We start from the raw sequence: 20,071 nt of genomic DNA, 5'->3' as shown, positions 1-20,071 counted from the left end.
GCTTTGAAGCTTTAGTTTTCGCCGTGGTTAACATAATTACCGTGATGGATACGGTTTGCCGTAAAAACGGTTCACTCGACGTACTTGATACCCGTCGCCTTTCGCGCCGCAGCGTTGTCGGCTGCGACTCGAAAGTCATGGGGCATGCCACTAGGGCCTGATACGTTCTGCTATGGACCTCGCGGTCCCTTACAAGGAACCTCTAAAAACCGGCGGAAAAACCAGGCTGCATGGCGCCGCAGCCGCGGGTCAGTTTTTAGAGGTTCCCTCCCGTGGGATGTGCGCCGGAATACCGCCCGGCGCAGCATCTCATTCCGTTTATGCGCCGCGTTGCAGCAGCATGGACTTGATATGCCCGATAGCACGCGTCGGGTTCAAGCCTTTAGGACATACACTGACACAATTCATAATGCTATGGCAGCGGAAAACACTGAAAGCGTCGTCCAGATCATCTAAACGTTCTTCGGTTTCCGTGTCGCGGCTGTCGATCAGGAAGCGGTACGCCGCCAGCAGACCGGCCGGGCCAACGAACTTGTCAGGGTTCCACCAGAACGATGGGCAAGAGGTCGAGCAACAGGCGCACAGAATGCACTCGTACAGACCATCCAGCTTGGCGCGTTCATCCGGCGATTGCAGATGCTCGCGCGCCGGAGGATTCTTGCCGTCGTTCAGCAGGTAAGGCTTAATCTTCTCATATTGGGTGTAGAACTGGCCCATATCAACCACCAGATCGCGCACCACCGGCAAGCCCGGCAGCGGACGGATCACAATCTTTTTGCCGGCTTTGCGCAGCGAAGAGATCGGGGTGATGCAGGCCAGGCCGTTTTTGCCGTTCATATTGAGGCCGTCGGAGCCGCACACGCCTTCACGGCATGAGCGACGGAACGACAGGGACGGATCTTTTTCTTTCAGCTGCATTAACGCATCCAGCAGCATCATGTCGCGACCTTCTTCCGCTTCCAGGGTGTAATCCTGCATGTGCGGCGCGTCGTCAACGTCCGGATTGTAGCGATAAATTGAAAATTCGAGTTTCATCAATCGATCTCCGCAATTAGTAAGAACGCACTTTCGGCGGGAATGCCGGGCGCAGCTTCGGTTGCATGTTCACTTCGCGTCGCGTCATGCTTTCCGATTGCGGCAGATACAGCGAATGACACAGCCAGTTGGCGTCATCGCGCTCCGGGAAGTCGAAGCGGCTGTGCGCGCCACGGCTCTCGGTGCGGAAGTTGGCCGATACGGCGGTGGAAAACGCGGTTTCCATCAGGTTATCCAACTCCAGGCATTCGATGCGCTGGGTGTTGAATTCGCTGGAGGTATCGTCCAGACGTGCGTTCTTCAGACGTTCGCGGATCACTTTCAGCTCTTCCAGGCCTTTCGCCATGGCATCGCCTTCGCGGAATACCGAGAAGTTGTTCTGCATGCAGGCCTGCAGCGCTTTGCGGATTTCAACCGGATCTTCACCCGAGCGGGTGTTGTTCCAGCGGTTCAGACGCTCCAGAGAGGCTTCCACGTCGGATTCGCTGGCGTCACGGCTCTCGCCCTGCTCTTCCAGCGATTCCTGCAGGTGCATGCCGGCGGAGCGACCAAACACCACCAGGTCGAGCAGCGAGTTGCCGCCCAGACGGTTGGCGCCGTGCACCGAGACGCAGGCGATTTCGCCCACGGCGAACAGCCCCGGGATCACCACGTCTTCGCCTTTCTCGTTCACGGTCAACGCCTGGCCGGTCACTTTGGTCGGTATGCCGCCCATCATGTAGTGGCAGGTCGGGATCACCGGGATAGGTTCTTTCACCGGGTCGACGTGAGCGAAGGTGCGGGACAGCTCCAGGATGCCCGGCAGGCGGGATTCCAGCACGTCCTTGCCCAGGTGGTCCAGCTTCAGCTTGGCGTGCGGGCCCCAAGGACCGTCGCAGCCGCGGCCTTCGCGGATTTCAATCATGATGGAACGGGCCACCACGTCGCGGCCCGCCAGATCTTTGGCGTTCGGCGCATAGCGTTCCATGAAGCGTTCGCCGTGCTTGTTCAGCAGGTAACCGCCCTCACCGCGACAGCCTTCGGTCACCAGCACGCCGGCGCCGGCGATGCCGGTCGGGTGGAACTGCCACATTTCCATGTCCTGCACCGGTACCCCGGCGCGGATCGCCATGCCGACACCGTCGCCGGTGTTGATGTGGGCGTTGGTGGTGGACTGATAAATACGGCCTGCGCCGCCGGTCGCCAGTACGGTGGCCTTGGCTTTGAAGTAAACCACTTCACCGGTCTCAATGCAGATGGCGGTAGTGCCGACCACCGCGCCATCCTGGTTCTTCACCAGATCCAGCGCATACCACTCGGAGAAAATGGTGGTGTGGTTCTTCAGGTTCTGTTGATACAGGGTGTGCAACAGCGCATGGCCGGTACGGTCGGCCGCCGCGGCGGTACGGGCCGCCTGCTCGCCGCCGAAGTTCAGCGACTGGCCGCCGAACGGGCGCTGATAGATGCGGCCATCGTCCAGACGGGAGAACGGCAGGCCCATGTGCTCCAGCTCCAGAATCGCTTCCGGGCCGGTTTTGCACATATATTCAATGGCGTCCTGGTCACCGATATAGTCGGAACCTTTCACCGTGTCGTACATATGCCATTCCCAGTTGTCTTCATGGGTGTTGCCCAGCGCCACGGTGATGCCACCCTGCGCAGACACGGTATGGGAACGGGTCGGGAATACCTTGGACAGCAGGGCACAGGTTGAGCCCGCCTGGGAAATCTGCAGCGCCGCGCGCATACCTGCGCCGCCAGCACCGATAACAACTGCATCAAACTCTCTGACCGGCAGTTTCATTTAAGCACCCCACACTACGATTGTTCCGTACAGTAAATAGACCAGCAACACGACAACGATCGCCAGTTGCAACACCAGGCGAACCGCCAGCGGTTTGACGTAGTCCGTCAGCACCTGCCACAGCCCGATCCAGGCGTGAGCCAGAATCGACAGCAAGGTCAGCAGGGTGAACACTTTCGTAATGGAAGTGGCGAAGAAGCCGCGCCAGATTTCATAGGTGAGATCCGGAGCCGTGACGAAGAAGCCCAGGATATACAGTACGTACAGGGTGATGATGATAGCGGAGGCGCGCAGCAGCAGCCAATCGTGCACGCCGTTGCGCCCTAATGCAGAAACATTGTTTACCATACGAGGACTCCAGCCAAAACTGACAGCACGACGGTGAGACCGATCGCCACCTGGGCAGAACGGGTACCGGCGGCTAAACTCTCTTCGATATAGCCAAAATCCATTAACAGGTGACGAACGCCACCGCAAATGTGATAGGCCAGCGCCGTGAGGATGCCCCAGAATATGAATTTGACGATGAAGCTATTCATGATGGCAGCGGCCTGCAGGAAACCCTCTTGGGAAGAGAGAGACAGGCCCAGCAGCCAGAGGAGGATACCCACGGCAACGAAGGTAATTACGCCAGAGACTCGGTGTAAGATAGACGCTATCGCAGTTACGGGAAACCGGATCGTTTGCAGATCCAAGTTGACAGGTCGTTGTTTTTTCACGTTTTTGCCCACACAGCTCTTATTATTTTCCTTCCTCCGGGCCTGGGCGGGGATCAGACAGCGTTAAGAGCCAAAACCCTTACACGTCACGCGCTCAAACATCAACATCCTCTGTGCTCAAACGGCGCGCATTTATAACGCTGGGTGCTCCTACTTCAGGGTAATCCGGAGACCTGGCGGCAGTATAGGAGGATCACATTCTGATTACAATTCCCATACAATCCCTTTGGTAACATTTCCCCCGAACAGTGATTTAGATCACGGATTTCACAATTAGTGCAAAATTAATTATCTGATTTGACAAGAGATCAACATTTCCATTACATATAGGGGCACAAACGGTCCTATGATGCGCTATAGGTCAGCAGATACACTTCCCCCGGTATGCAAGATATGCAACAGTGTATTTGGCAGAACCTATCCCAATAGCCGTTGTTGCCCGCCCGGTTTTGCCGCAAAAAAAGCAAATAAGGCATTTAAAACAATCTATTGGGATAGGTTCACATAACCCTCGAACAGGTCATAGGTAAGATTAACAGAATATAACGAATGACAATGAATCGTTAACAACTGGTCACCCGTCTCGTTCGCCTGGTCAGCACTCTGTACCCTACCCGCGCACAATTGCGCAGTCGCTCACAGAGTTAGCGTCCGCACCATTTTTTGCGGGCAACCTGCGGAGATTTAAGGTATTTCAGTTGTTAGAGGTTTTTAAAATAAGGCGCTAAGGAGACAGTAAATGACTGATAAGAAAGCGACGCTAACCATTAATGATGGCGAAGCTCCGATCGAACTGGGCGTATTAACCCCGACACTGGGCCCCGATGTCCTCGATGTCCGCGCCCTGGGCTCCAAAGGTTATTTCACATTTGATCCCGGCTTTACCTCTACCGCTTCCTGCGAATCAAAAATCACCTTCATCGACGGCGACAAGGGCGTTCTGCTGCACCGCGGCTTCCCGATCGAGCAGTTGGCGAAAGAGTCTTCCTACCTGGAAGTGTGCTACATCCTGCTGTACGGCGAAACGCCGACCGCAGAAGAATTCGACACCTTCAAAACCACCGTCACGCGCCACACCATGATCCACGATCAGATCACGCATCTGTTCCGCGGCTTCCGTCGCGACTCGCACCCGATGGCGGTGCTGTGCGGCGTGACCGGCGCCCTGGCGGCGTTTTATCACGATGCGCTGGACGTCAACAACGAGCGTCACCGCGAGATCACCGCGTTCCGCCTGCTGTCCAAAATGCCGACCGTGGCGGCGATGTGTTACAAATATTCCCTGGGCCAGCCGTTCGTTTATCCGCGCAACGACCTGTCCTACGCCGGCAACTTCCTGCACATGATGTTCTCAACCCCGTGCGAAGAGTACGTGGTGAACCCGGTGCTGGAGCGCGCCATGGATCGCATCCTGATCCTGCACGCCGACCATGAGCAGAACGCCTCCACCTCTACCGTGCGTACCGCAGGCTCCTCCGGCGCCAACCCGTTCGCCTGTATCGCAGCCGGCATCGCCTCCCTGTGGGGACCGGCGCACGGCGGCGCCAACGAAGCGGCGCTGAAAATGCTGGAAGAGATCAAGACCGTCGAGCACATTCCGGAATTCATCAAGCGCGCCAAAGACAAGAACGATTCGTTCCGTCTGATGGGCTTCGGCCACCGCGTGTACAAGAACTACGATCCGCGCGCCACCGTGATGCGTGAAACCTGTCACGAAGTGCTGAAAGAACTGAACAAGAAGGACGACAACCTGCTGCAGGTGGCGATGGAGCTGGAACACATCGCGCTGAACGACCCGTACTTCATCGAGAAGAAGCTGTACCCGAACGTCGACTTCTACTCGGGCATCATCCTGAAGGCGATGGGCATTCCTTCTTCCATGTTCACCGTTATTTTCGCCATCGCCCGCACCATCGGCTGGATTGCGCACTGGAACGAAATGCATGACGAAGGCATCAAAATCGCCCGTCCGCGTCAGCTGTACACCGGCTATGCCGAGCGTGACTTCAAGTCCCGGCTGAAAAACCAGTAACGCCGCTTTACCCTACATAAAGCCGCACCACGCCGCCCGATTGGGCGGCGTTTTTTTGTGCTATTTTTGACAGCCGGGGCACCAGTAAAACGGCCGCGAAGACAGCTCGGCGCGCACGATCGTCGCGCCGCAGCGCGCGCAGGGCTCGCCGCTGCGGTGAAACACCTTAAAGCTGAACAGCGCGCCGTGATGGCGAGAGTCATCCGCCTGGCCGCGGGTTTGATAAGACAGCCGCGGCACCGCCAGCAAGGCTTGCGCCAACCGCTGCAACGCGTGCGGCGGCAGATCCTGCGGCTTATGCTGCGGCGCCAACTGCGCCTGCCACAGGATTTCGGCGCGCAGATAGTTGCCCAGTCCGGCGAGAAACGCCTGATCGAGCAGCATGCCGCCCAACTGGCGCTTGCGGAAACGCGGCGACAGCAAACGCTGCGCCACCGCCTGCGCGGTTAGCGACACGTCCAGCACGTCGGGGCCAATGCGCGTCAGAAAAGGATGCCGTTCAATTTCTTCCCGCGGCCCCAGCGTGATGTCCGAAGCGCTGTAGAGCAAAATGGCGCGTTGCGCGGTTTCCAGCCGCACCCGCAGGTCTCGCTTGGTCACCGGCGTCTCTCCCGCCTGCGCCACTTTCCATACGCCGTACAGCTGATTATGGCTGTACATCGTCAACCCGTTGGAGAAATGGGTCAGCAGCGCCTTGCCGCGCGGCTCTATGGCGACGATGCGCTCGCCGATCAGGCGCTGGCGATAGTGTTTTAGCTGGGGAAAAGCGAAATCGACCTCGGTCAACGGCTGGTCGATCACCGCCGCCGCCAGTGTATCCGCCGCCCTGCGGATCTCCGGACCTTCCGGCATAAACGACTCCTTGCATAAGACCCGGCGCAGCGGGCTGCGCCGGGGAACGACCGGTTAGTGCGTCGCGCCGCCAACCACTTTCAGATCGTGTTCCACCTGCAGCGCGATTGAAATGGCCAGCTCAATGGCGAACAGCACCGTCGACGCCGCCATGCTCGGCGCGCCGGGGTGCGCCGCCGCCTGCTCCGGCAGGTAAGGGATATGAATGAACCCGCCCTTGATCTCCTGCTGGCCGCTCAGACGGTGCAGCAGGCCATACATCACGTGGTTGCACACGTAGGTGCCGGCGGTTTGTGAAACGGAAGCCGGAATGCCGGCTTCGCGCATCGAACTGACCATCGCCTTGATCGGCAAGGTGCTGAAATAAGCCGCCGGGCCGTCGGCGACGATCGGCTCGTCGATGGGTTGCTGCTCCCGGTTATCCGGAATGCGCGCATCATCGACGTTAATCGCCACCCGTTCCAGCGTGATGTCGGTGCGGCCGCCGGCCTGGCCGATCGCCAGCACCATCACCGGCTGCACCTCGTCGATCGCCGCATTCAGCGCAGCCAGCGCCGCGCCAAACACGCACGGCAGCTGCCGCGCCACCACCCGCGTGCCGACCAGTTCCATATCGTTCAGCTGCTTCACCACTTCCCAGGAGGGATTGACGCGTTCGCCGCCAAAGGGCTCAAAGCCCGTAATCAATACCTTTTGCATCAGCTCTCCTACAGGAACATCAGGAAATAAAGCAGGAATACGTTCACCAACAGCAACAGCACGCCGGTCGGCACCTGCGCCTTGATCACCGCATTCTTGTCCGGCAGCTCCAGCAACGCCGCCGGCACAATATTAAAGTTAGCAGCCATTGGCGTCATCAGCGTGCCGCAATAGCCGGAAAACATGCCGATCGCCGCCATCACCGCCGGGTTGCCGCCGTGCTGCAGCACCAGGATCGGGATGCCGACGCCGGCGGTAACGATCGGGAAAGCGGCGAAGGCGTTGCCCATCACCATGGTCAGCAGCGCCATGCCGATGGCGTAAACCGCCACGGCGATAAAGCGGTTATCGACCGCCAGGTACTCCTGGGTCAGATGGGAAATCGCCGTGCCCACGCCGGCGACGGTGAACAGCAGCCCCAGCGTGGCGAGGATCTGCGGCAGAATAAACGCCCAGCCGATCGAATCCAGCAGGCGGCGCGTTTCCTGTATCGGCTGCGACAGGGTTTCGCGCGTCATGCTTACCGCAATGATGCCGCCGAGCACCACCCCCAGCGTCATCGAAAACAGGGTGATCAGCGTCGCGTGGTTGCCGGCGCCGAATACCGCGGTCTGCAGGGCGGGGATATTGTTGAACAGCAGTACGCCGACCACCGTCACCACCGGGATCGCCAGCGCCGGCACAAACAGCCGGTTGCCCAGGCGTTTGGCGCTGGCTTCGCGCTCCTGCGGCGTGCGCTGATGATAGCTGCCCAACCGCACGCCGCCGAAGCCGGCGATCAGGGCCATGATCACCACCACCACGCCGACGATGATATGCAGCATGCGTTTCTCATTGCTGCCTTCGCCCAACACCTCGCCCAGCAGGCCGTAGGTCCAGTCGCCGACCAGGAACACCAGGCCGTACAGCGCCCAAAACAAGCCGGTGGTGATGCGGCGCGGGTTGGCGCGATCGCGGAACGACATCACCGCCACGATGAGCAGCACCACGCCGGCCAGCCAATAGAGATATTGCTGTTGGAAATTCATTGCGCGTCCCCCTTCGCCTGCAGCGCCGCCTGGTTCAGCTGCGCCAGCTCAGCGCTGAGCTGCTTGTCCATGCGGTAGAGCCGGAATGAATGGATCAGGAAGGCGAAAATGGCGGTGGGGATGCCCCACAGCGCGATGTGCAGCGGTTCGGTCTGGATGCCCCCCGACTCCAGCATAAAGTTGTGCATGAAGATAATCGCGCCGAAGGCCACGAAAATATCCTCGCCGAAGAACAGCCCGACGTTGTCCGTCGCGGCCGACATGGCGCGCAGGCGATGGCGGGTGCGCTCCGGCAGCTCGCCGTAGCGGTTTTCGGTCGCCCCTTCCGCCATCGGCGCCAGCAGCGGCCGCACCATCTGCGGATGGCCGCCCAGGCTGGTCAGCCCCATGGCGGCGGTAATTTCGCGCACGAACAGGTAGACGATCAGCAAACGCCCGGCGGTGGCGCTTTTGATTTTAGCGATCCACGCCTGCGCCCGCTCCTTCAAACCGTGGCGCTCCAGCAGGCCGATCACCGCCAGCGGCAGCAACAGGATCAGCGGCAGGTTGCGGGTATTGAGAAAGCCCTCGCCGAGCTTTTCCAGGATCACGTCCAGCGGCATCAGCGCCGCCAGACCGGTGATGATGCCGGCGGCGATCACCACCAGCACCGGGTTGAAGCGTAAAACGAACCCCAGCACGATAGCGGCGATGCCGATCAGCGGCCAGAGATTGACGGCCTGTTCCATAGTCTTCCCTCGATGATTTCTAATAGTTTTATTGTGATGTCGTGTATGGCGTTACTCGGCGCTGACGCGGATGCCTTGCTGGACAAAGCTGTCCCGCAGTTTCCGCGCGTACTCCAGCGCATGTGCCCCGTCGCCGTGCAGGCAGACGGTTTCCGCCTGCACCGCGGCCCAGGTGCCGTCCAGGGTGCGCACCCGATGATGGCGCACCATTTCCAGCGTTTGCGCCAGCGCCTGTTCGTCGTCCTCGATCAACGCGCCCGGCAAACCGCGCGGCACCAGCGTGCCGTCCGCCTGATAGCCGCGATCGGCGAACACTTCCTGCCGCGTCGTCAGGCCCTGTCGCTGTCCGGCGCGAATAAGCTCGCTGCCGGCCAGCCCCACCAGCCGCAGCGCCGGATCGACCGCCTTCACCGCCCGCGCGATAGCCTCCGCCAGCGCCGGTTCGACCGCCGCCTGGTTGTACAGCATGCCGTGCGGTTTCACGTGCACCATCACGCCCCCTTCGGCGCGGGCGATCGCCGCCAGCGCGCCCAGTTGGTACACCAGCTGCGCATACACCGTTTCCGGCGGCAGCTGCATGCGGGTGCGGCCAAAGTTCTCCCGGTCCGGAAAACTCGGGTGAGCGCCGATCGCCACGCCGTACTGCAGCGCCCAGCGCACCGACTGGCGCATGGTTTGCGCATCGCCGGCATGGGCTCCGCAGGCGATATTGGCCGAGCTGACCAACTGCAGCAGCGCTTCGTCGTTGGCGCAGCCTTCGCCGAGATCGGCGTTTAAATCAACGATCATCTAACCCCCAAGCTATCTGTTGAATGAAGAGATCCTGTTCGGCCTTGGCGCGCCGCGCCTCCGCCAGCGAACAGTGAATGAAGTGGATCGGCTCGCCAAGGCGGATCTGCGCCAGATGGTAGAGATCGGCTTCGATCACGCAGGCGATGCGCGGGTAACCGCCGGTGGTTTGCGCATCGGCCATCAGCACGATCGGCTGACCGTTGTGCGGCACCTGCACCGCCCCCGGCAGCAGGCCGTGCGACAGCATTTCACGATCGGTGGTGCGGGTCAGCGGATTGCCGCCGTGCAGACGGTAGCCCATGCGGTTGCTCTGCGGGCTAAGCTGCCAGGCGGTGCGCCAGAAGCTTTCCTGCGCCTCTTCGCTGAATTCGGCGTATTCCGGCCCCGGCAGCGCGCGGATGCGGTTATTGAACAACAGCTGTTTCACCCCGCAGCGGCGATGCGGCAATGCGCCTTCTTTTCCCAACGGCAGTCGATCGCCGTCTTTCAGATTGCGGCCTTCCAACCCGCCGAAGGCGGCTTTCATATCGGTACTGCGCGATCCCAGCATTTCCGGCACCGCGATGCCGCCGGACACCGCCAGATAGCTGCGCATGCCGCGCTTCGGCGTTTTCAGCGTCAGCCGTTGGCCCTTTTTCACCGGATAACGCCAGCCGGTCCACAGCGGCTCGCCGTCCAGCTGGGCATCGCAGCCGGCGCCGGTCAACGCGATCCAGCCCGGGCGGTTAAATTCGGCGCTGAACTGGCCGAGGGTCACTTCCAACCCGGCGGCGTCCGGCGCATTGCCCACCAGCAGGTTGGCAATCTTCAGCGCCGGCGCATCGAGCGCGCCGCCGGAGCTGACCCCGAGACGACGAAAACCGTCACGCCCCAGGTCCTGTACCGTGGTGTAAATGCCCGCTCGCAGAATAGTCAGCATACCCCCTCCTTCTGCGGCACAAAACGCACGTTATCGCCCGGGCGCAGCAACGTCGGCGGCATTTCATGCGGATTGAACAAGGCCAGCGGCGTGCGGCCGATCAGCTGCCAACCGCCGGGCGTGACCAGCGGATAGATGCCGGTCTGGCCGCCGCCGATGCCGACGGAGCCGGCCGCCACCGCCAGCCGCGGTTCGGCGCGGCGCGGCGTGGCCAGCTTTTCCGGCATGCCGCCCAGATAGGAGAAGCCGGGCTGGAAGCCGAGAAAGTAGACCACGTAGTCCGCCGCAGCGTGGCATTCCACCACCTGCCGCGGCGTCAGCCCGGTATGGCGCGCCACCTCATCCAGATCGGGGCCCTGTTCCCCGCCGTAGACCACCGGAATGTCCACCTGGCGCGATTCCGGCACCAGGCTTTCCTCGCTGTCCCAACCTTGCTGCAACAGCGCGAGCATCGCTGCGGCATCGGCCTGCGGCGTATGCAGCAGCAGCGTCAGGTTATTCATGCCCGGCACCACTTCCCGCACCTCGGGATGATGATTCAGTTTTTCCGCCAGCGCCCAAATGCGCTGCTGACTCGGCAGCGTCACCGGCGGCGACAGCTCAAGCACTACCGCTCGTTCGCCCAACAGGTAATATCGCGCTCGTTGCACCCTGATTCTCCTTATCCCGCCGTCTTTCCAGCGGCAGCGTCGCTGTCTGCGCTCGAAATTCATCGGGGATTTTCTTATTTGCAATGACACACAGTTATGCGCGACGCACCGCTGGCTGTCAATAGAACGCAACCATTGAAAAAATAAGGAATTAAAGCGATAAAAGGATCCAGCCCGGCTCACGCGCCGGCCGGATCCCGGGAGCGGAAAATCAGGCGGGGTTCGGAATATCGATAAAGGTCACGTCAAAACCGTGCTGCTGCGCCAGCCATTCGCCCAGCGCCTTTACGCCGCCGCGCTCGGTGGCATGGTGACCGGCGGCAAAGAAATGCACGCCCATTTCCCGGGCGCTGTGAATGGTCTGCTCAGAGACTTCGCCGCTGATGAAGGCGTCAACGCCGAAACGCGCCGCGCTGTCGATAAAGCCCTGCCCGCCGCCGGTGCACCAGGCCACCCGGCGAATATGCGCCGGCGCATTATCGCCGCAGTGCAATACGCTGCGCCCCAGGCGCTGCTCGAGGCGCTGCTGCAGTTCCGCGCCGCTCAGCGGCTGCTCGAATTCGCCGTGCGGCACCAGCGGCTCCACCTCGCCAATCACCCGAATGCCGAGCGTCTGCGCCAGCTGCGCATTGTTGCCCAGCACCGGGTGCGCATCCAGCGGCAGATGATAGCCGTACAGGTTGATGTCGTTGGTCAGCAGCGTTTTCAGCCGGTTGCGCTTCATGCCGCGCACCGCCGGCGCTTCGTTTTTCCAGAAGTAGCCGTGATGCACGACGATCGCGTCGGCCTGATGCTCCACCGCGGCGTCCAGCAACGCCTGGCAGGCGGTGACGCCGGTGACGATGCGCTGCACGTGCGGGCGCCCTTCTACCTGCAGCCCGTTGGGCGCATAGTCCTGAAACGCCGAAGCGTTCAGCTCGCTGTTGATCAGATTTTCCAGATCGAGGTTACGCATAGTCTTCTCTCTTCATATTCAAAATGTCTGGCGGTCGCCCTGCTCCATCAGGATGAATTTAACGCCCAGATCGTTGCCCTGCTCCAGCTGCTGTTTGATGGTGGCGCGCACCTCTTCGCCCTGTTTCAGGCTGGGCTTGATGTGGCCGATCACCACCGGCAAATCTTTCAGCGAGCCTTCGCCGCCGCTGTATCGCGCCAGGTTCTTCAGCTCTTTCAGCAACCAGGCCGGGGTCAGGTGGCCGTACAGATGTTTATCCTCGATCCCGTTGGGGTACGAGGTTTCAATGATCATGCCCTTCAGCTTTTTCTGCTCGATCAGCGGCCCCAGCGCGCGCCAGGCGGCGTCGAGATCGCGCGACTGCTCCACCGTGTCCGGCCCGGTATCGCCGAAATAGGCGAAAGCGCCGGCGTTGTCGGACACCAGCAGCATCGATGAAGGGTAGCGATCGTGGCTAAGCGGGTACATCACGCCGCTCAGCCCGGTCACGCCGAGGGTAAAGCGCTGCAACGGGCGCACCGTCTGCAGCCGATAAGTGCCCAGCCGTGCGCCGTTGCCGGCGTCGGTGAAGTTCGGCCAGGCCTTCCAGTTAAAATAATGATTGCGCAGGGTCAGTACGGTGTCCGCCTGGGCGTATACGGTTTTTTTATTGTCTTCGGGGGCGCCGATGATCAACCCCGCCACGTGGTCCAGATGCCCATGGCTGATGAAATAGCCGCCGATCAGCTGGCGAAACACGTAGCCCTGGGGGGTATAAGGCGCGGCCAGCTCGGGGGTGACCTGCGGGAAGCTGCCCTTCTCCAGCCCTTTGGCGATGCCCGGCAATAACGAGCCGGCGTCCAGCGCCACGTACTGCGGCTTACCGTCGCTGCGGATCAGATAGGACGTCAGGTTGCCGTCGCTGACGCCGCCGTCGACGCCGAGCGCCACCACCTCAAAGCCGGCCATCGCCAGCGCGGAGTAGCCGCTGAGGGCCAGGGCCAGCACCGTTTTCATCATTGCGTCGCTCCTTGCAGTTGCCTCAAAATCCCCCGCTCTTCGCCGCTTCAAAAGCCGCCAGCGTATCCAGCCTGGCCTGCTTGTGGTCGACGATTGGCAACGGATACTCCAGAGTTAGCCGCTGTTTTTCCGCCCAGCGTTGGGGGTGATGAATATCATTGTCCGGCACCGCCGCCAGTTCAGGCAACCATTTACGGATAAAAGTGCCTTGCGGATCAAAACGTTCGCCCTGCGTGGTCGGGTTAAAGATGCGGAAATAGGGTGCGGCGTCGGTGCCGGTAGAGGCCGCCCACTGCCAGCCGCCGTTATTGGCCGCCAAATCGCCGTCGAGCAGTTGCGACATGAAATAACGCTCGCCGGCGCGCCAGTCGATCAGCAGATCCTTCACCAGAAAGCTGGCGCTGATCATCCGCAACCTGTTGTGCATCCAGCCGGTTTCGTTCAGCTGGCGCATGGCGGCGTCGACGATCGGATAACCGGTTTGCCCGCGCTGCCACGCCTGCAGCATGGCGTCGTCCTGGCGCCAGCGTACCTTATCCGTCCAGTCGATAAAGGGACGGTGCCGGCATAATGCAGGATAGGCCACCATCAAATGCCGATAAAACTCACGCCAGATCAGCTCATTCAGCCAGCCGAAAGCGCCGCTTTCCGGTGCCGCCAATACCGACGGATGTTCGGCGCGCAGCCGGTTAAAACATTGGCGCGGCGACAGCGCACCAATCGCCAGATAGGGCGACAGGCTGCTGGTGCCGGCCAGGGCCGGCAGGTCGCGCTGCCGAAGATAATCCTGCACCTGCTCGCGGCAGAAAGCGCGCAGCCGCTGCAGCGCCGCCTCTTCGCCGGCGGGGAAATCCGCCCCCGTCTCGGCGGCCGGGTAGTCGAACGCTTCGGGCGCCTCCGGCGGCGGCAGCGCCTCCCCGCGCGGCTTGGGCGCCGGCAGGCAGCGCAGGTCAGACTCGGTCAGCCGGCGGATAAAGGCGTTGCGAAACGGCGTATAGACCTTATACATCTCGCCGCCGCCGGTGAGCACGCTGCCCGGCGGCAACAGCAGGCCGTCGTCGAAGCTCCGGCACGCCACCCGGCCGGCCAGGCGTTGCGCCAACAGCTGGTCGCGCCGCCGCTCATTGAGCTCGTACTGCCGGTTGTAAAATAGCGCGTCCACCTGCCGCCGTTCGCAGTAGTCCGCCAGCCAGTCGACAGCGGCGGTGAAGTCATCGCACTGATGGCAGTGCAGCGGAATGCCCTTTTGCGCCAGCGCCAGCTGCAGCTGCCGCAGGCTGGCGTAGATCAGCGCCGCCTGGCGCGGCGCCATGCCGTGCCGCCGCCACTGCTGCGGCGTGGCGATAAACACCGCCAGCACCCGGGCGGAGGGATCGCCGCAGGCGGCGTGCAGCGCCTGGTTATCGGTAATGCGCAGATCGTTGCGCAGCCAGACCAGATGCGTGGTCATAAAACTCCTTGTCGATCAATGGCCGTATGCAGACGCAGCGCCTCCGGATAGGGTTCGAAGTAGCGCTGTTCGGCCAGATAGCGGTCCGGGTAGTTTGTGCATGCCGTTCTCCCGCTGTAGTGAAAGAGGATAAAAGTGTAGAAGAAAGGCTGAGTGAATACGACCTTAACACCGGCTACGCGCGGCGCACAGGCATAAAAAAACCCCCGCCGAAGCGAGGGTTTTCAGGGGCCGGCGTTGGCGATCAATAGAAATCGCAGGCCGCCAGTTCCGCCTGCTGCAGCCAGACCGGCTTATCGCTGGTTTTTGACCAGACGCGGTGCAAATAGCTGTAGAAACGCGCCCGGTCGCTGCGGAACAGCATCACCGGTAACGCCAGAATGCCTGCCAGGATCACTGCGCTGCGGCGCAGGAGAATCCGATGCAATGAATAAGCGTGGTATGTAGACATGCGAACCTCCTTAAAAACGCCCGGCCGTTGATTTGTCAGGGGAAACGGCGCTGGCGCATAAACGAACAATCGATGATTTGGTAACTGGACAAAATTTTAGCGCACTTGCTGAAAGTTTACTACTCATCCGACCACTAAAAGGCGCAAAAAAGCGCAAATATTTTCGCCAATCCGTAATTTTGTTACACCAAGGTTAATTATTAACTAAACATTGGTTACATTGTGGCTATTTATGCGCTTTTTACCCCCGGCGGCCGTTGCGGCTGCCCACCGCGCGTTTTCCCCCGGGCTGAAACGCGCCAACGGGGCCATCATGGCGGGTAAAAACGCCATTTTTTGCAGTGATTTCAGCCATTTTTATACTTTTTTTACACCCGCCCGCGCTATTTTTTCATCTTCTTTCTACCGCCCTCCCTACACTGCCCCTATCAAAAACAACACCTCTGGAGGTGTCCCGTGAGTTTCAGCGTTATTGGTGGTGCGCTGTTGGTTCTGCTGCTGTTGGGCTATCTGGTTTACGCCCTGTTCAATGCGGAGGACTTCTGATGGCGGCTTCAGCCTTTTTACTGATCGCCAGCTTCCTGCTGGTGCTTCTGCTGCTGGCCCGGCCGCTGGGCGGTTTTCTGGCGCGCCTGATCGAAGGCGAACCGCTGCCGGCGCTGCGGCGCCTGGAGGCCGGCGTATGGCGTTGCTGCGGCAATGACGCCGCCGAAATGAACTGGCGGCAATACGCGCTGGCGATCCTGTGCTTCAACCTGCTCGGCCTGGCGTTGTTGTTTGCGCTGTTGATGGCGCAGGGTTCGCTGCCGCTCAACCCGCAAGGCTTCCCGGGGCTGTCCTGGGATCTGGCGTTCAATACCGCGGTCAGCTTCGTCACCAACACCAACTGGCAGGCCTACAGCGGTGAAAGCGCCCTCAGCTACCTCAGCCAAATGGCCGGGCTGGCGGTGCAGAACTTCCTGTCCGCCGCCACCGGCATCGCCGTGGCCTTTGCGCTGATCCGCGCCTTTACCCGCCGCTCCAGCGCCACCATCGGCAACGCCTGGGTCGACATCTTCCGCGTGACGCTGTACGTGCTGCTGCCGATCTCCTTGCCGATCGCGCTGTTCTTCGTCAGCCAGGGCACGCTGCAAAACTTCCTGCCCTATCTGCATGTCAGCACGCTGGAAGGCGCGCAACAGACGCTGCCGATGGGGCCGGTGGCTTCGCAGGAAGCTATCAAGATGCTCGGCACCAACGGCGGCGGCTTCTTCGGCGCCAACTCGGCGCATCCCTTCGAAAACCCGACCGTGCTGACCAACTTCGTGCAGATGCTGGCGATCTTCCTGATCCCCTGCGCGCTGTGCTTTTCCTTCGGTCAGGTCGCCGGCGAAAACCGCCAGGGCCATGCGCTGATCTGGGCGATGGCGCTGATCTTCGTGGTGGCGGTGGTGGTGGTGATGTACGCCGAGCTGGCGGGCAACCCGCACCTTAGCACGCTGGGCGGCGCCGGCAACATCAATATGGAAGGCAAGGAATCGCGCTTCGGCATTCTCGCCACCGGCCTGTTCTCGGTGGTCACCACCGCCGCCTCCTGCGGCGCGGTCAACGCCATGCACGATTCCTTCACCGCGCTGGGCGGCATGGTGCCGATGTGGTTGATGCAGATCGGCGAAGTGGTGTTCGGCGGCGTCGGCTCCGGCCTGTACGGCATGCTGCTGTTCGTGCTGCTGACGGTGTTTATCGCCGGCCTGATGATCGGCCGCACCCCGGAATACCTGGGCAAGAAAATCGACGTCTACGACATGAAGATGACCGCGCTGGCGATCCTGGTCACGCCGACGCTGGTGCTGTTGGGCAGCGCGCTGGCCATCGCCACCGACGCGGGCCGGGCCGGCATCCTCAACCCCGGCGCCCACGGCTTCAGCGAAGTGCTGTATGCCCTCTCCTCCGCCGCCAACAACAACGGCAGCGCCTTCGCCGGTTTGAGCGTCAATACGCCGTTCTACAACCTGCTGCTGGCCTGCGCCATGTTCGTCGGCCGCTTCGGCGTGATCCTGCCGGTGCTGGCGATCGCCGGTTCGCTGAGCGCCAAGAAACGCCAGCCGGCCGGCAACGGCACCCTGCCGACCTACGGACCGCTGTTTATCGGCCTGCTGATCGGCACCGTGCTGCTGGTGGGCGCATTAACCTTCGTACCGGCGCTGGCGCTGGGACCGGTGGCCGAGCACCTGCAGCTTTGGCTGGCCAACTAACCGACGTCATAGAGAGAGAATAAAGAGATGACTCGCAAACAACGCGCGCTGTTTGAACCGGCACTGGTGCGCACCGCGCTGATCGATGCGGTGAAAAAGCTGGATCCTCGCGTTCAGTGGCGCAATCCGGTGATGTTCGTGGTGTATATCGGCAGCATCCTGACCACCGCCATCTGGCTGGCGATTTTGGCCGGCAAGACCGACGGCAACGTCGCGTTTACCGGCAGCGTCGCCCTGTGGCTGTGGTTCACCGTGCTGTTCGCCAATTTCGCCGAAGCGCTGGCCGAAGGCCGCAGCAAGGCCCAGGCGGAGAGCCTGAGGGGCACCAAGAAAACCAGCTGGGCGAAAAAGCTGGCCGGCCCGCGCCGCGACGGCGCCACCGAAAAAGTGTCCGCCGAAAGCCTGCGCAAGGGCGATATCGTGCTGGTGGAAGCCGGCGATACCGTTCCCTGCGACGGTGAAGTGCTGGAAGGCGGCGCCTCGGTGGACGAAAGCGCCATCACCGGTGAATCCGCGCCGGTGATCCGCGAATCCGGCGGTGACTTTTCCTCGGTGACCGGCGGCACCCGCGTGCTGTCCGACTGGCTGGTGGTGCAATGCAGCGTCAACCCGGGCGAAACCTTCCTCGACCGGATGATCGCCATGGTGGAAGGCGCCAAGCGCCGCAAAACCCCGAACGAAGTGGCGCTGACCATTCTGCTGGTGGCGCTGACCATCGTGTTCGTGCTGGCCACCGCCACGCTGCTGCCGTTCTCGCAATACAGCGTCGACGCGGCCAACGGCGGCTCGGTGGTCACCATCACCGTGCTGGTGGCGCTGCTGGTGTGCCTGATCCCCACCACCATCGGCGGCCTGCTGTCGGCCATCGGCGTCGCCGGGATGAGCCGGATGCTCGGCGCCAACGTCATCGCCACCAGCGGCCGCGCGGTGGAGGCCGCCGGCGACGTCGACGTGCTGCTGCTGGACAAGACCGGCACCATCACGCTGGGCAACCGCCAGGCGTCGGAGTTTCTGCCGGCGCCGGGGGTGAAGGAGCAAGAGCTGGCGGACGCCGCGCAGCTGGCCTCGCTGGCGGACGAAACGCCGGAAGGCCGCAGCATCGTGGTGCTGGCCAAGCAGCGCTTCAACCTGCGCGAACGCGATCTGCAGGCGCTGAACGCCACCTTCGTGCCCTTCTCCGCCCAGACCCGCATGAGCGGCGTCAACGTGCAGGAGCGCATGATCCGCAAAGGGGCGGTGGACGCCATTCGCCGCCATGTTGAATCCAATCAGGGCCACTTCCCGCGGGCGGTGGACGAGTTGGTGGAAAGCGTGGCGCGCACCGGCGGCACGCCGCTGGTGGTGGCCGAGGGGCCGCGGGTGTTGGGCGTGGTGGCGCTGAAGGATATCGTCAAGGGCGGCATCAAGGAACGCTTTGCCGAGCTGCGCAAAATGGGCATCAAGACGGTGATGATCACCGGCGACAACCCGTTGACCGCCGCGGCGATCGCCGCCGAGGCCGGGGTGGACGACTTCCTGTCGGAAGCCACGCCGGAAGCCAAGCTGGCGCTGATCCGCCAGTATCAGGCCGAAGGCCGGCTGGTGGCGATGACCGGCGACGGCACCAACGACGCCCCGGCGCTGGCGCAGGCCGACGTGGCGGTAGCGATGAACTCGGGCACCCAGGCCGCCAAAGAGGCGGGCAACATGGTCGATCTGGATTCCAACCCGACCAAGCTGATCGAAGTGGTGCACATCGGCAAACAGATGCTGATGACCCGCGGCTCGCTGACCACCTTCAGCATCGCCAACGACGTGGCCAAATACTTCGCCATCATTCCGGCGGCGTTCGCGGCGACCTACCCGCAGTTGAACGCGCTGAACGTGATGCATCTGCACTCCCCCGCCTCCGCCATCATGTCGGCGGTGATCTTCAACGCCCTGGTGATCGTGTTCCTGATCCCGCTGGCGCTGAAAGGGGTGAGCTATAAGCCGATGAGCGCCGCGGCGCTGCTGCGCCGCAACCTGTGGATGTATGGCGTCGGCGGCCTGCTGGTGCCCTTCGTCGGCATCAAGCTGATCGACCTGATCCTGGTCGCGCTGCATATCGCCGGTTAATCATTGAAAGGAAATGAACATGTCATATTTACGTCCTTCGCTGGTGCTGCTGATCCTGCTGACGCTGCTCACCGGCATCGCCTATCCGCTGTTGACCACCGGCCTGTCGCAGCTGCTGTTCTCCGGCGCGGCCAACGGCTCGTTGCTGTACCGGGGCGACAAAGCGGTCGGTTCGGCGCTGATCGGCCAGAACTTCAGCAAGCCGCAGTATTTCTGGGGCCGCCCGTCCGCCACCGGCGATTCCGCCTATAATGCCCTGGCCTCGGCCGGCAGCAACCTGGCTGCCACCAACCCGGCGCTGGACAAGGCCATCGCCGAGCGCGCGGCGCAGCTGCGCCAGGCCAACCCGGCGATGAGCGGCCCGATCCCGGTCGATCTGCTGACCGCCTCCGGCAGCGGGCTGGATCCGCACATTTCGATCGCCGCCGCCCATTATCAGCTGGCGCGAGTGGCGGCGGCGCGCCATCTGCCGCAGGCGCAGGTGGCCACGCTGATCGATGAAAACACCGACAGGGCCACGCCCAACTTTATGGGGCAATCGGTGGTCAACGTGCTGAAGCTGAACCTGGCGCTGGACGCGTTGCAGTAATACGCCGCGCTTACAAGGGTTATACTAGGGTTCGGCGTGCCGAACCCCTTTTTGCTTTG

General features: G+C 61.8%; 20 protein-coding genes. 5 read left to right on the top strand and 15 right to left on the bottom strand.

What is annotated here, in order from left to right:
- Nucleotides 1-318 precede the first annotated feature (318 nt).
- Genes CKW09_RS06580 through sdhC form a run of 4 tightly spaced genes read right to left on the bottom strand, consistent with a single transcriptional unit; the run spans nucleotide 319 to nucleotide 3,549 of the window.
- A complete protein-coding gene (locus CKW09_RS06580; RefSeq protein ID WP_095096267.1) occupies nucleotides 319-1,035 on the bottom strand; it encodes a succinate dehydrogenase iron-sulfur subunit in 717 nt (238 codons plus the stop codon).
- 16 nt (nucleotides 1,036-1,051) lie between these two features.
- Complete coding sequence (gene sdhA / locus CKW09_RS06575; protein ID WP_061800001.1) at nucleotides 1,052-2,818, bottom strand: succinate dehydrogenase flavoprotein subunit; 1,767 nt, start codon at nucleotides 2,816-2,818, stop codon at nucleotides 1,052-1,054.
- Nucleotides 2,819-3,166 (bottom strand): succinate dehydrogenase membrane anchor subunit, encoded by a 348-nt coding sequence (gene sdhD / locus CKW09_RS06570; RefSeq protein ID WP_061800000.1) that lies wholly within the window; start codon nucleotides 3,164-3,166, stop codon nucleotides 2,819-2,821. It abuts the gene before it with no gap.
- Entirely contained in the window at nucleotides 3,160-3,549 is a 390-nt protein-coding gene (gene sdhC, locus CKW09_RS06565) for a succinate dehydrogenase cytochrome b556 subunit (RefSeq protein WP_061799999.1), read from the bottom strand. The genes sdhD and sdhC overlap by 7 nt, the downstream gene beginning before the upstream one ends.
- Before the next feature lie 727 nt (nucleotides 3,550-4,276).
- Between sdhC and CKW09_RS06560 the strand changes: the two genes are divergently transcribed.
- The gene (locus CKW09_RS06560; RefSeq protein WP_061799997.1) at nucleotides 4,277-5,569 is read left to right on the top strand and encodes a citrate synthase; all 1,293 of its coding nucleotides are present in this window, start codon (nucleotides 4,277-4,279) and stop codon (nucleotides 5,567-5,569) included.
- A 60-nt stretch (nucleotides 5,570-5,629) separates the two neighbouring features.
- Here CKW09_RS06560 and nei read toward each other — a convergent pair whose 3' ends face one another.
- The 11 genes from nei to CKW09_RS06505 form a co-directional block, all read right to left on the bottom strand.
- Nucleotides 5,630-6,421 carry an endonuclease VIII gene (nei, locus tag CKW09_RS06555; protein ID WP_095096264.1) on the bottom strand — a complete coding sequence of 264 codons (792 nt, stop codon included), beginning with the start codon at nucleotides 6,419-6,421 and terminating at the stop codon, nucleotides 5,630-5,632.
- Between the two features lie 54 nt (nucleotides 6,422-6,475).
- Nucleotides 6,476-7,120 carry a pyroglutamyl-peptidase I gene (gene pcp / locus CKW09_RS06550; protein WP_061799995.1) on the bottom strand — a complete coding sequence of 215 codons (645 nt, stop codon included), beginning with the start codon at nucleotides 7,118-7,120 and terminating at the stop codon, nucleotides 6,476-6,478.
- A gap of 8 nt (nucleotides 7,121-7,128) precedes the next feature.
- Nucleotides 7,129-8,148 (bottom strand): DUF979 domain-containing protein, encoded by a 1,020-nt coding sequence (locus CKW09_RS06545; protein ID WP_061799993.1) that lies wholly within the window; start codon nucleotides 8,146-8,148, stop codon nucleotides 7,129-7,131.
- On the bottom strand, nucleotides 8,145-8,876 hold the full coding sequence (locus CKW09_RS06540; protein ID WP_061799990.1) for a DUF969 domain-containing protein: 732 nt from the start codon (nucleotides 8,874-8,876) through the stop codon (nucleotides 8,145-8,147). Before CKW09_RS06540 ends, CKW09_RS06545 begins: the two co-directional genes overlap by 4 nt.
- 51 nt (nucleotides 8,877-8,927) lie before the next feature.
- Entirely contained in the window at nucleotides 8,928-9,665 is a 738-nt protein-coding gene (gene pxpA, locus CKW09_RS06535; protein WP_061799988.1) for a 5-oxoprolinase subunit PxpA, read from the bottom strand.
- On the bottom strand, nucleotides 9,655-10,587 hold the full coding sequence (pxpC, locus tag CKW09_RS06530; protein WP_061799986.1) for a 5-oxoprolinase subunit PxpC: 933 nt from the start codon (nucleotides 10,585-10,587) through the stop codon (nucleotides 9,655-9,657). Before pxpC ends, pxpA begins: the two co-directional genes overlap by 11 nt.
- Complete coding sequence (gene pxpB / locus CKW09_RS06525; RefSeq protein WP_073970357.1) at nucleotides 10,581-11,237, bottom strand: 5-oxoprolinase subunit PxpB; 657 nt, start codon at nucleotides 11,235-11,237, stop codon at nucleotides 10,581-10,583. Before pxpB ends, pxpC begins: the two co-directional genes overlap by 7 nt.
- Before the next feature lie 211 nt (nucleotides 11,238-11,448).
- On the bottom strand, nucleotides 11,449-12,192 hold the full coding sequence (locus tag CKW09_RS06520) for a type 2 GTP cyclohydrolase I (RefSeq protein WP_061799983.1): 744 nt from the start codon (nucleotides 12,190-12,192) through the stop codon (nucleotides 11,449-11,451).
- A gap of 18 nt (nucleotides 12,193-12,210) precedes the next feature.
- Nucleotides 12,211-13,191 (bottom strand): MBL fold metallo-hydrolase, encoded by a 981-nt coding sequence (locus CKW09_RS06515; RefSeq protein WP_095096261.1) that lies wholly within the window; start codon nucleotides 13,189-13,191, stop codon nucleotides 12,211-12,213.
- Nucleotides 13,192-13,213: 22 nt separating this feature from the next.
- The gene (gene phrB / locus CKW09_RS06510; protein WP_095096258.1) at nucleotides 13,214-14,641 is read right to left on the bottom strand and encodes a deoxyribodipyrimidine photo-lyase; all 1,428 of its coding nucleotides are present in this window, start codon (nucleotides 14,639-14,641) and stop codon (nucleotides 13,214-13,216) included.
- 244 nt (nucleotides 14,642-14,885) lie between these two features.
- Nucleotides 14,886-15,092 (bottom strand): YbfA family protein, encoded by a 207-nt coding sequence (locus CKW09_RS06505; protein WP_061799976.1) that lies wholly within the window; start codon nucleotides 15,090-15,092, stop codon nucleotides 14,886-14,888.
- 456 nt (nucleotides 15,093-15,548) lie between these two features.
- Here CKW09_RS06505 and CKW09_RS24500 point away from each other — a divergent pair, with 456 nt between their 5' ends.
- From CKW09_RS24500 to kdpC, 4 genes are read left to right on the top strand one after another with little or no spacing between them, the layout of a single operon-like run.
- The gene (locus CKW09_RS24500; RefSeq protein ID WP_037375124.1) at nucleotides 15,549-15,638 is read left to right on the top strand and encodes a K(+)-transporting ATPase subunit F; all 90 of its coding nucleotides are present in this window, start codon (nucleotides 15,549-15,551) and stop codon (nucleotides 15,636-15,638) included.
- Nucleotides 15,638-17,326, top strand: a complete 1,689-nt coding sequence (kdpA, locus tag CKW09_RS06495; protein ID WP_095096254.1) for a potassium-transporting ATPase subunit KdpA — start codon at nucleotides 15,638-15,640, stop codon at nucleotides 17,324-17,326. Before CKW09_RS24500 ends, kdpA begins: the two co-directional genes overlap by 1 nt.
- A 27-nt stretch (nucleotides 17,327-17,353) precedes the next feature.
- Nucleotides 17,354-19,423, top strand: coding sequence for a potassium-transporting ATPase subunit KdpB (kdpB, locus tag CKW09_RS06490; RefSeq protein ID WP_095096253.1), 2,070 nt, complete (start codon nucleotides 17,354-17,356; stop codon nucleotides 19,421-19,423).
- A 19-nt stretch (nucleotides 19,424-19,442) separates the two neighbouring features.
- Entirely contained in the window at nucleotides 19,443-20,012 is a 570-nt protein-coding gene (kdpC, locus tag CKW09_RS06485) for a potassium-transporting ATPase subunit KdpC (RefSeq protein ID WP_061800024.1), read from the top strand.
- Nucleotides 20,013-20,071 lie beyond the last annotated feature (59 nt).

It is taken from the genome of Serratia ficaria, assembly GCF_900187015.1.
GTDB classification, from domain to species: Bacteria; Pseudomonadota; Gammaproteobacteria; order Enterobacterales; family Enterobacteriaceae; genus Serratia; species Serratia ficaria.
This window is presented reverse-complemented; position numbering and strand designations above follow the sequence as displayed.

Excerpts from the sequence above, each read along its gene's own strand:
- CKW09_RS06580 (WP_095096267.1), bottom strand. The coding sequence starts at position 1,035 with ATGAAACTCGAATTTTCAATTTATCGCTACAATCCGGACGTTGACGAC.
- sdhA (WP_061800001.1), bottom strand. The coding sequence starts at position 2,818 with ATGAAACTGCCGGTCAGAGAGTTTGATGCAGTTGTTATCGGTGCTGGC.
- sdhD (WP_061800000.1), bottom strand. The coding sequence starts at position 3,166 with ATGGTAAACAATGTTTCTGCATTAGGGCGCAACGGCGTGCACGATTGG.
- CKW09_RS06560 (WP_061799997.1), top strand. The coding sequence starts at position 4,277 with ATGACTGATAAGAAAGCGACGCTAACCATTAATGATGGCGAAGCTCCG.
- nei (WP_095096264.1), bottom strand. The coding sequence starts at position 6,421 with ATGCCGGAAGGTCCGGAGATCCGCAGGGCGGCGGATACACTGGCGGCG.
- pcp (WP_061799995.1), bottom strand. The coding sequence starts at position 7,120 with ATGCAAAAGGTATTGATTACGGGCTTTGAGCCCTTTGGCGGCGAACGC.
- CKW09_RS06545 (WP_061799993.1), bottom strand. The coding sequence starts at position 8,148 with ATGAATTTCCAACAGCAATATCTCTATTGGCTGGCCGGCGTGGTGCTG.
- CKW09_RS06540 (WP_061799990.1), bottom strand. The coding sequence starts at position 8,876 with ATGGAACAGGCCGTCAATCTCTGGCCGCTGATCGGCATCGCCGCTATC.
- pxpA (WP_061799988.1), bottom strand. The coding sequence starts at position 9,665 with ATGATCGTTGATTTAAACGCCGATCTCGGCGAAGGCTGCGCCAACGAC.
- pxpC (WP_061799986.1), bottom strand. The coding sequence starts at position 10,587 with ATGCTGACTATTCTGCGAGCGGGCATTTACACCACGGTACAGGACCTG.
- CKW09_RS06520 (WP_061799983.1), bottom strand. The coding sequence starts at position 12,192 with ATGCGTAACCTCGATCTGGAAAATCTGATCAACAGCGAGCTGAACGCT.
- CKW09_RS06515 (WP_095096261.1), bottom strand. The coding sequence starts at position 13,191 with ATGATGAAAACGGTGCTGGCCCTGGCCCTCAGCGGCTACTCCGCGCTG.
- phrB (WP_095096258.1), bottom strand. The coding sequence starts at position 14,641 with ATGACCACGCATCTGGTCTGGCTGCGCAACGATCTGCGCATTACCGAT.
- CKW09_RS06505 (WP_061799976.1), bottom strand. The coding sequence starts at position 15,092 with ATGTCTACATACCACGCTTATTCATTGCATCGGATTCTCCTGCGCCGC.
- kdpA (WP_095096254.1), top strand. The coding sequence starts at position 15,638 with ATGGCGGCTTCAGCCTTTTTACTGATCGCCAGCTTCCTGCTGGTGCTT.
- kdpB (WP_095096253.1), top strand. The coding sequence starts at position 17,354 with ATGACTCGCAAACAACGCGCGCTGTTTGAACCGGCACTGGTGCGCACC.
- kdpC (WP_061800024.1), top strand. The coding sequence starts at position 19,443 with ATGTCATATTTACGTCCTTCGCTGGTGCTGCTGATCCTGCTGACGCTG.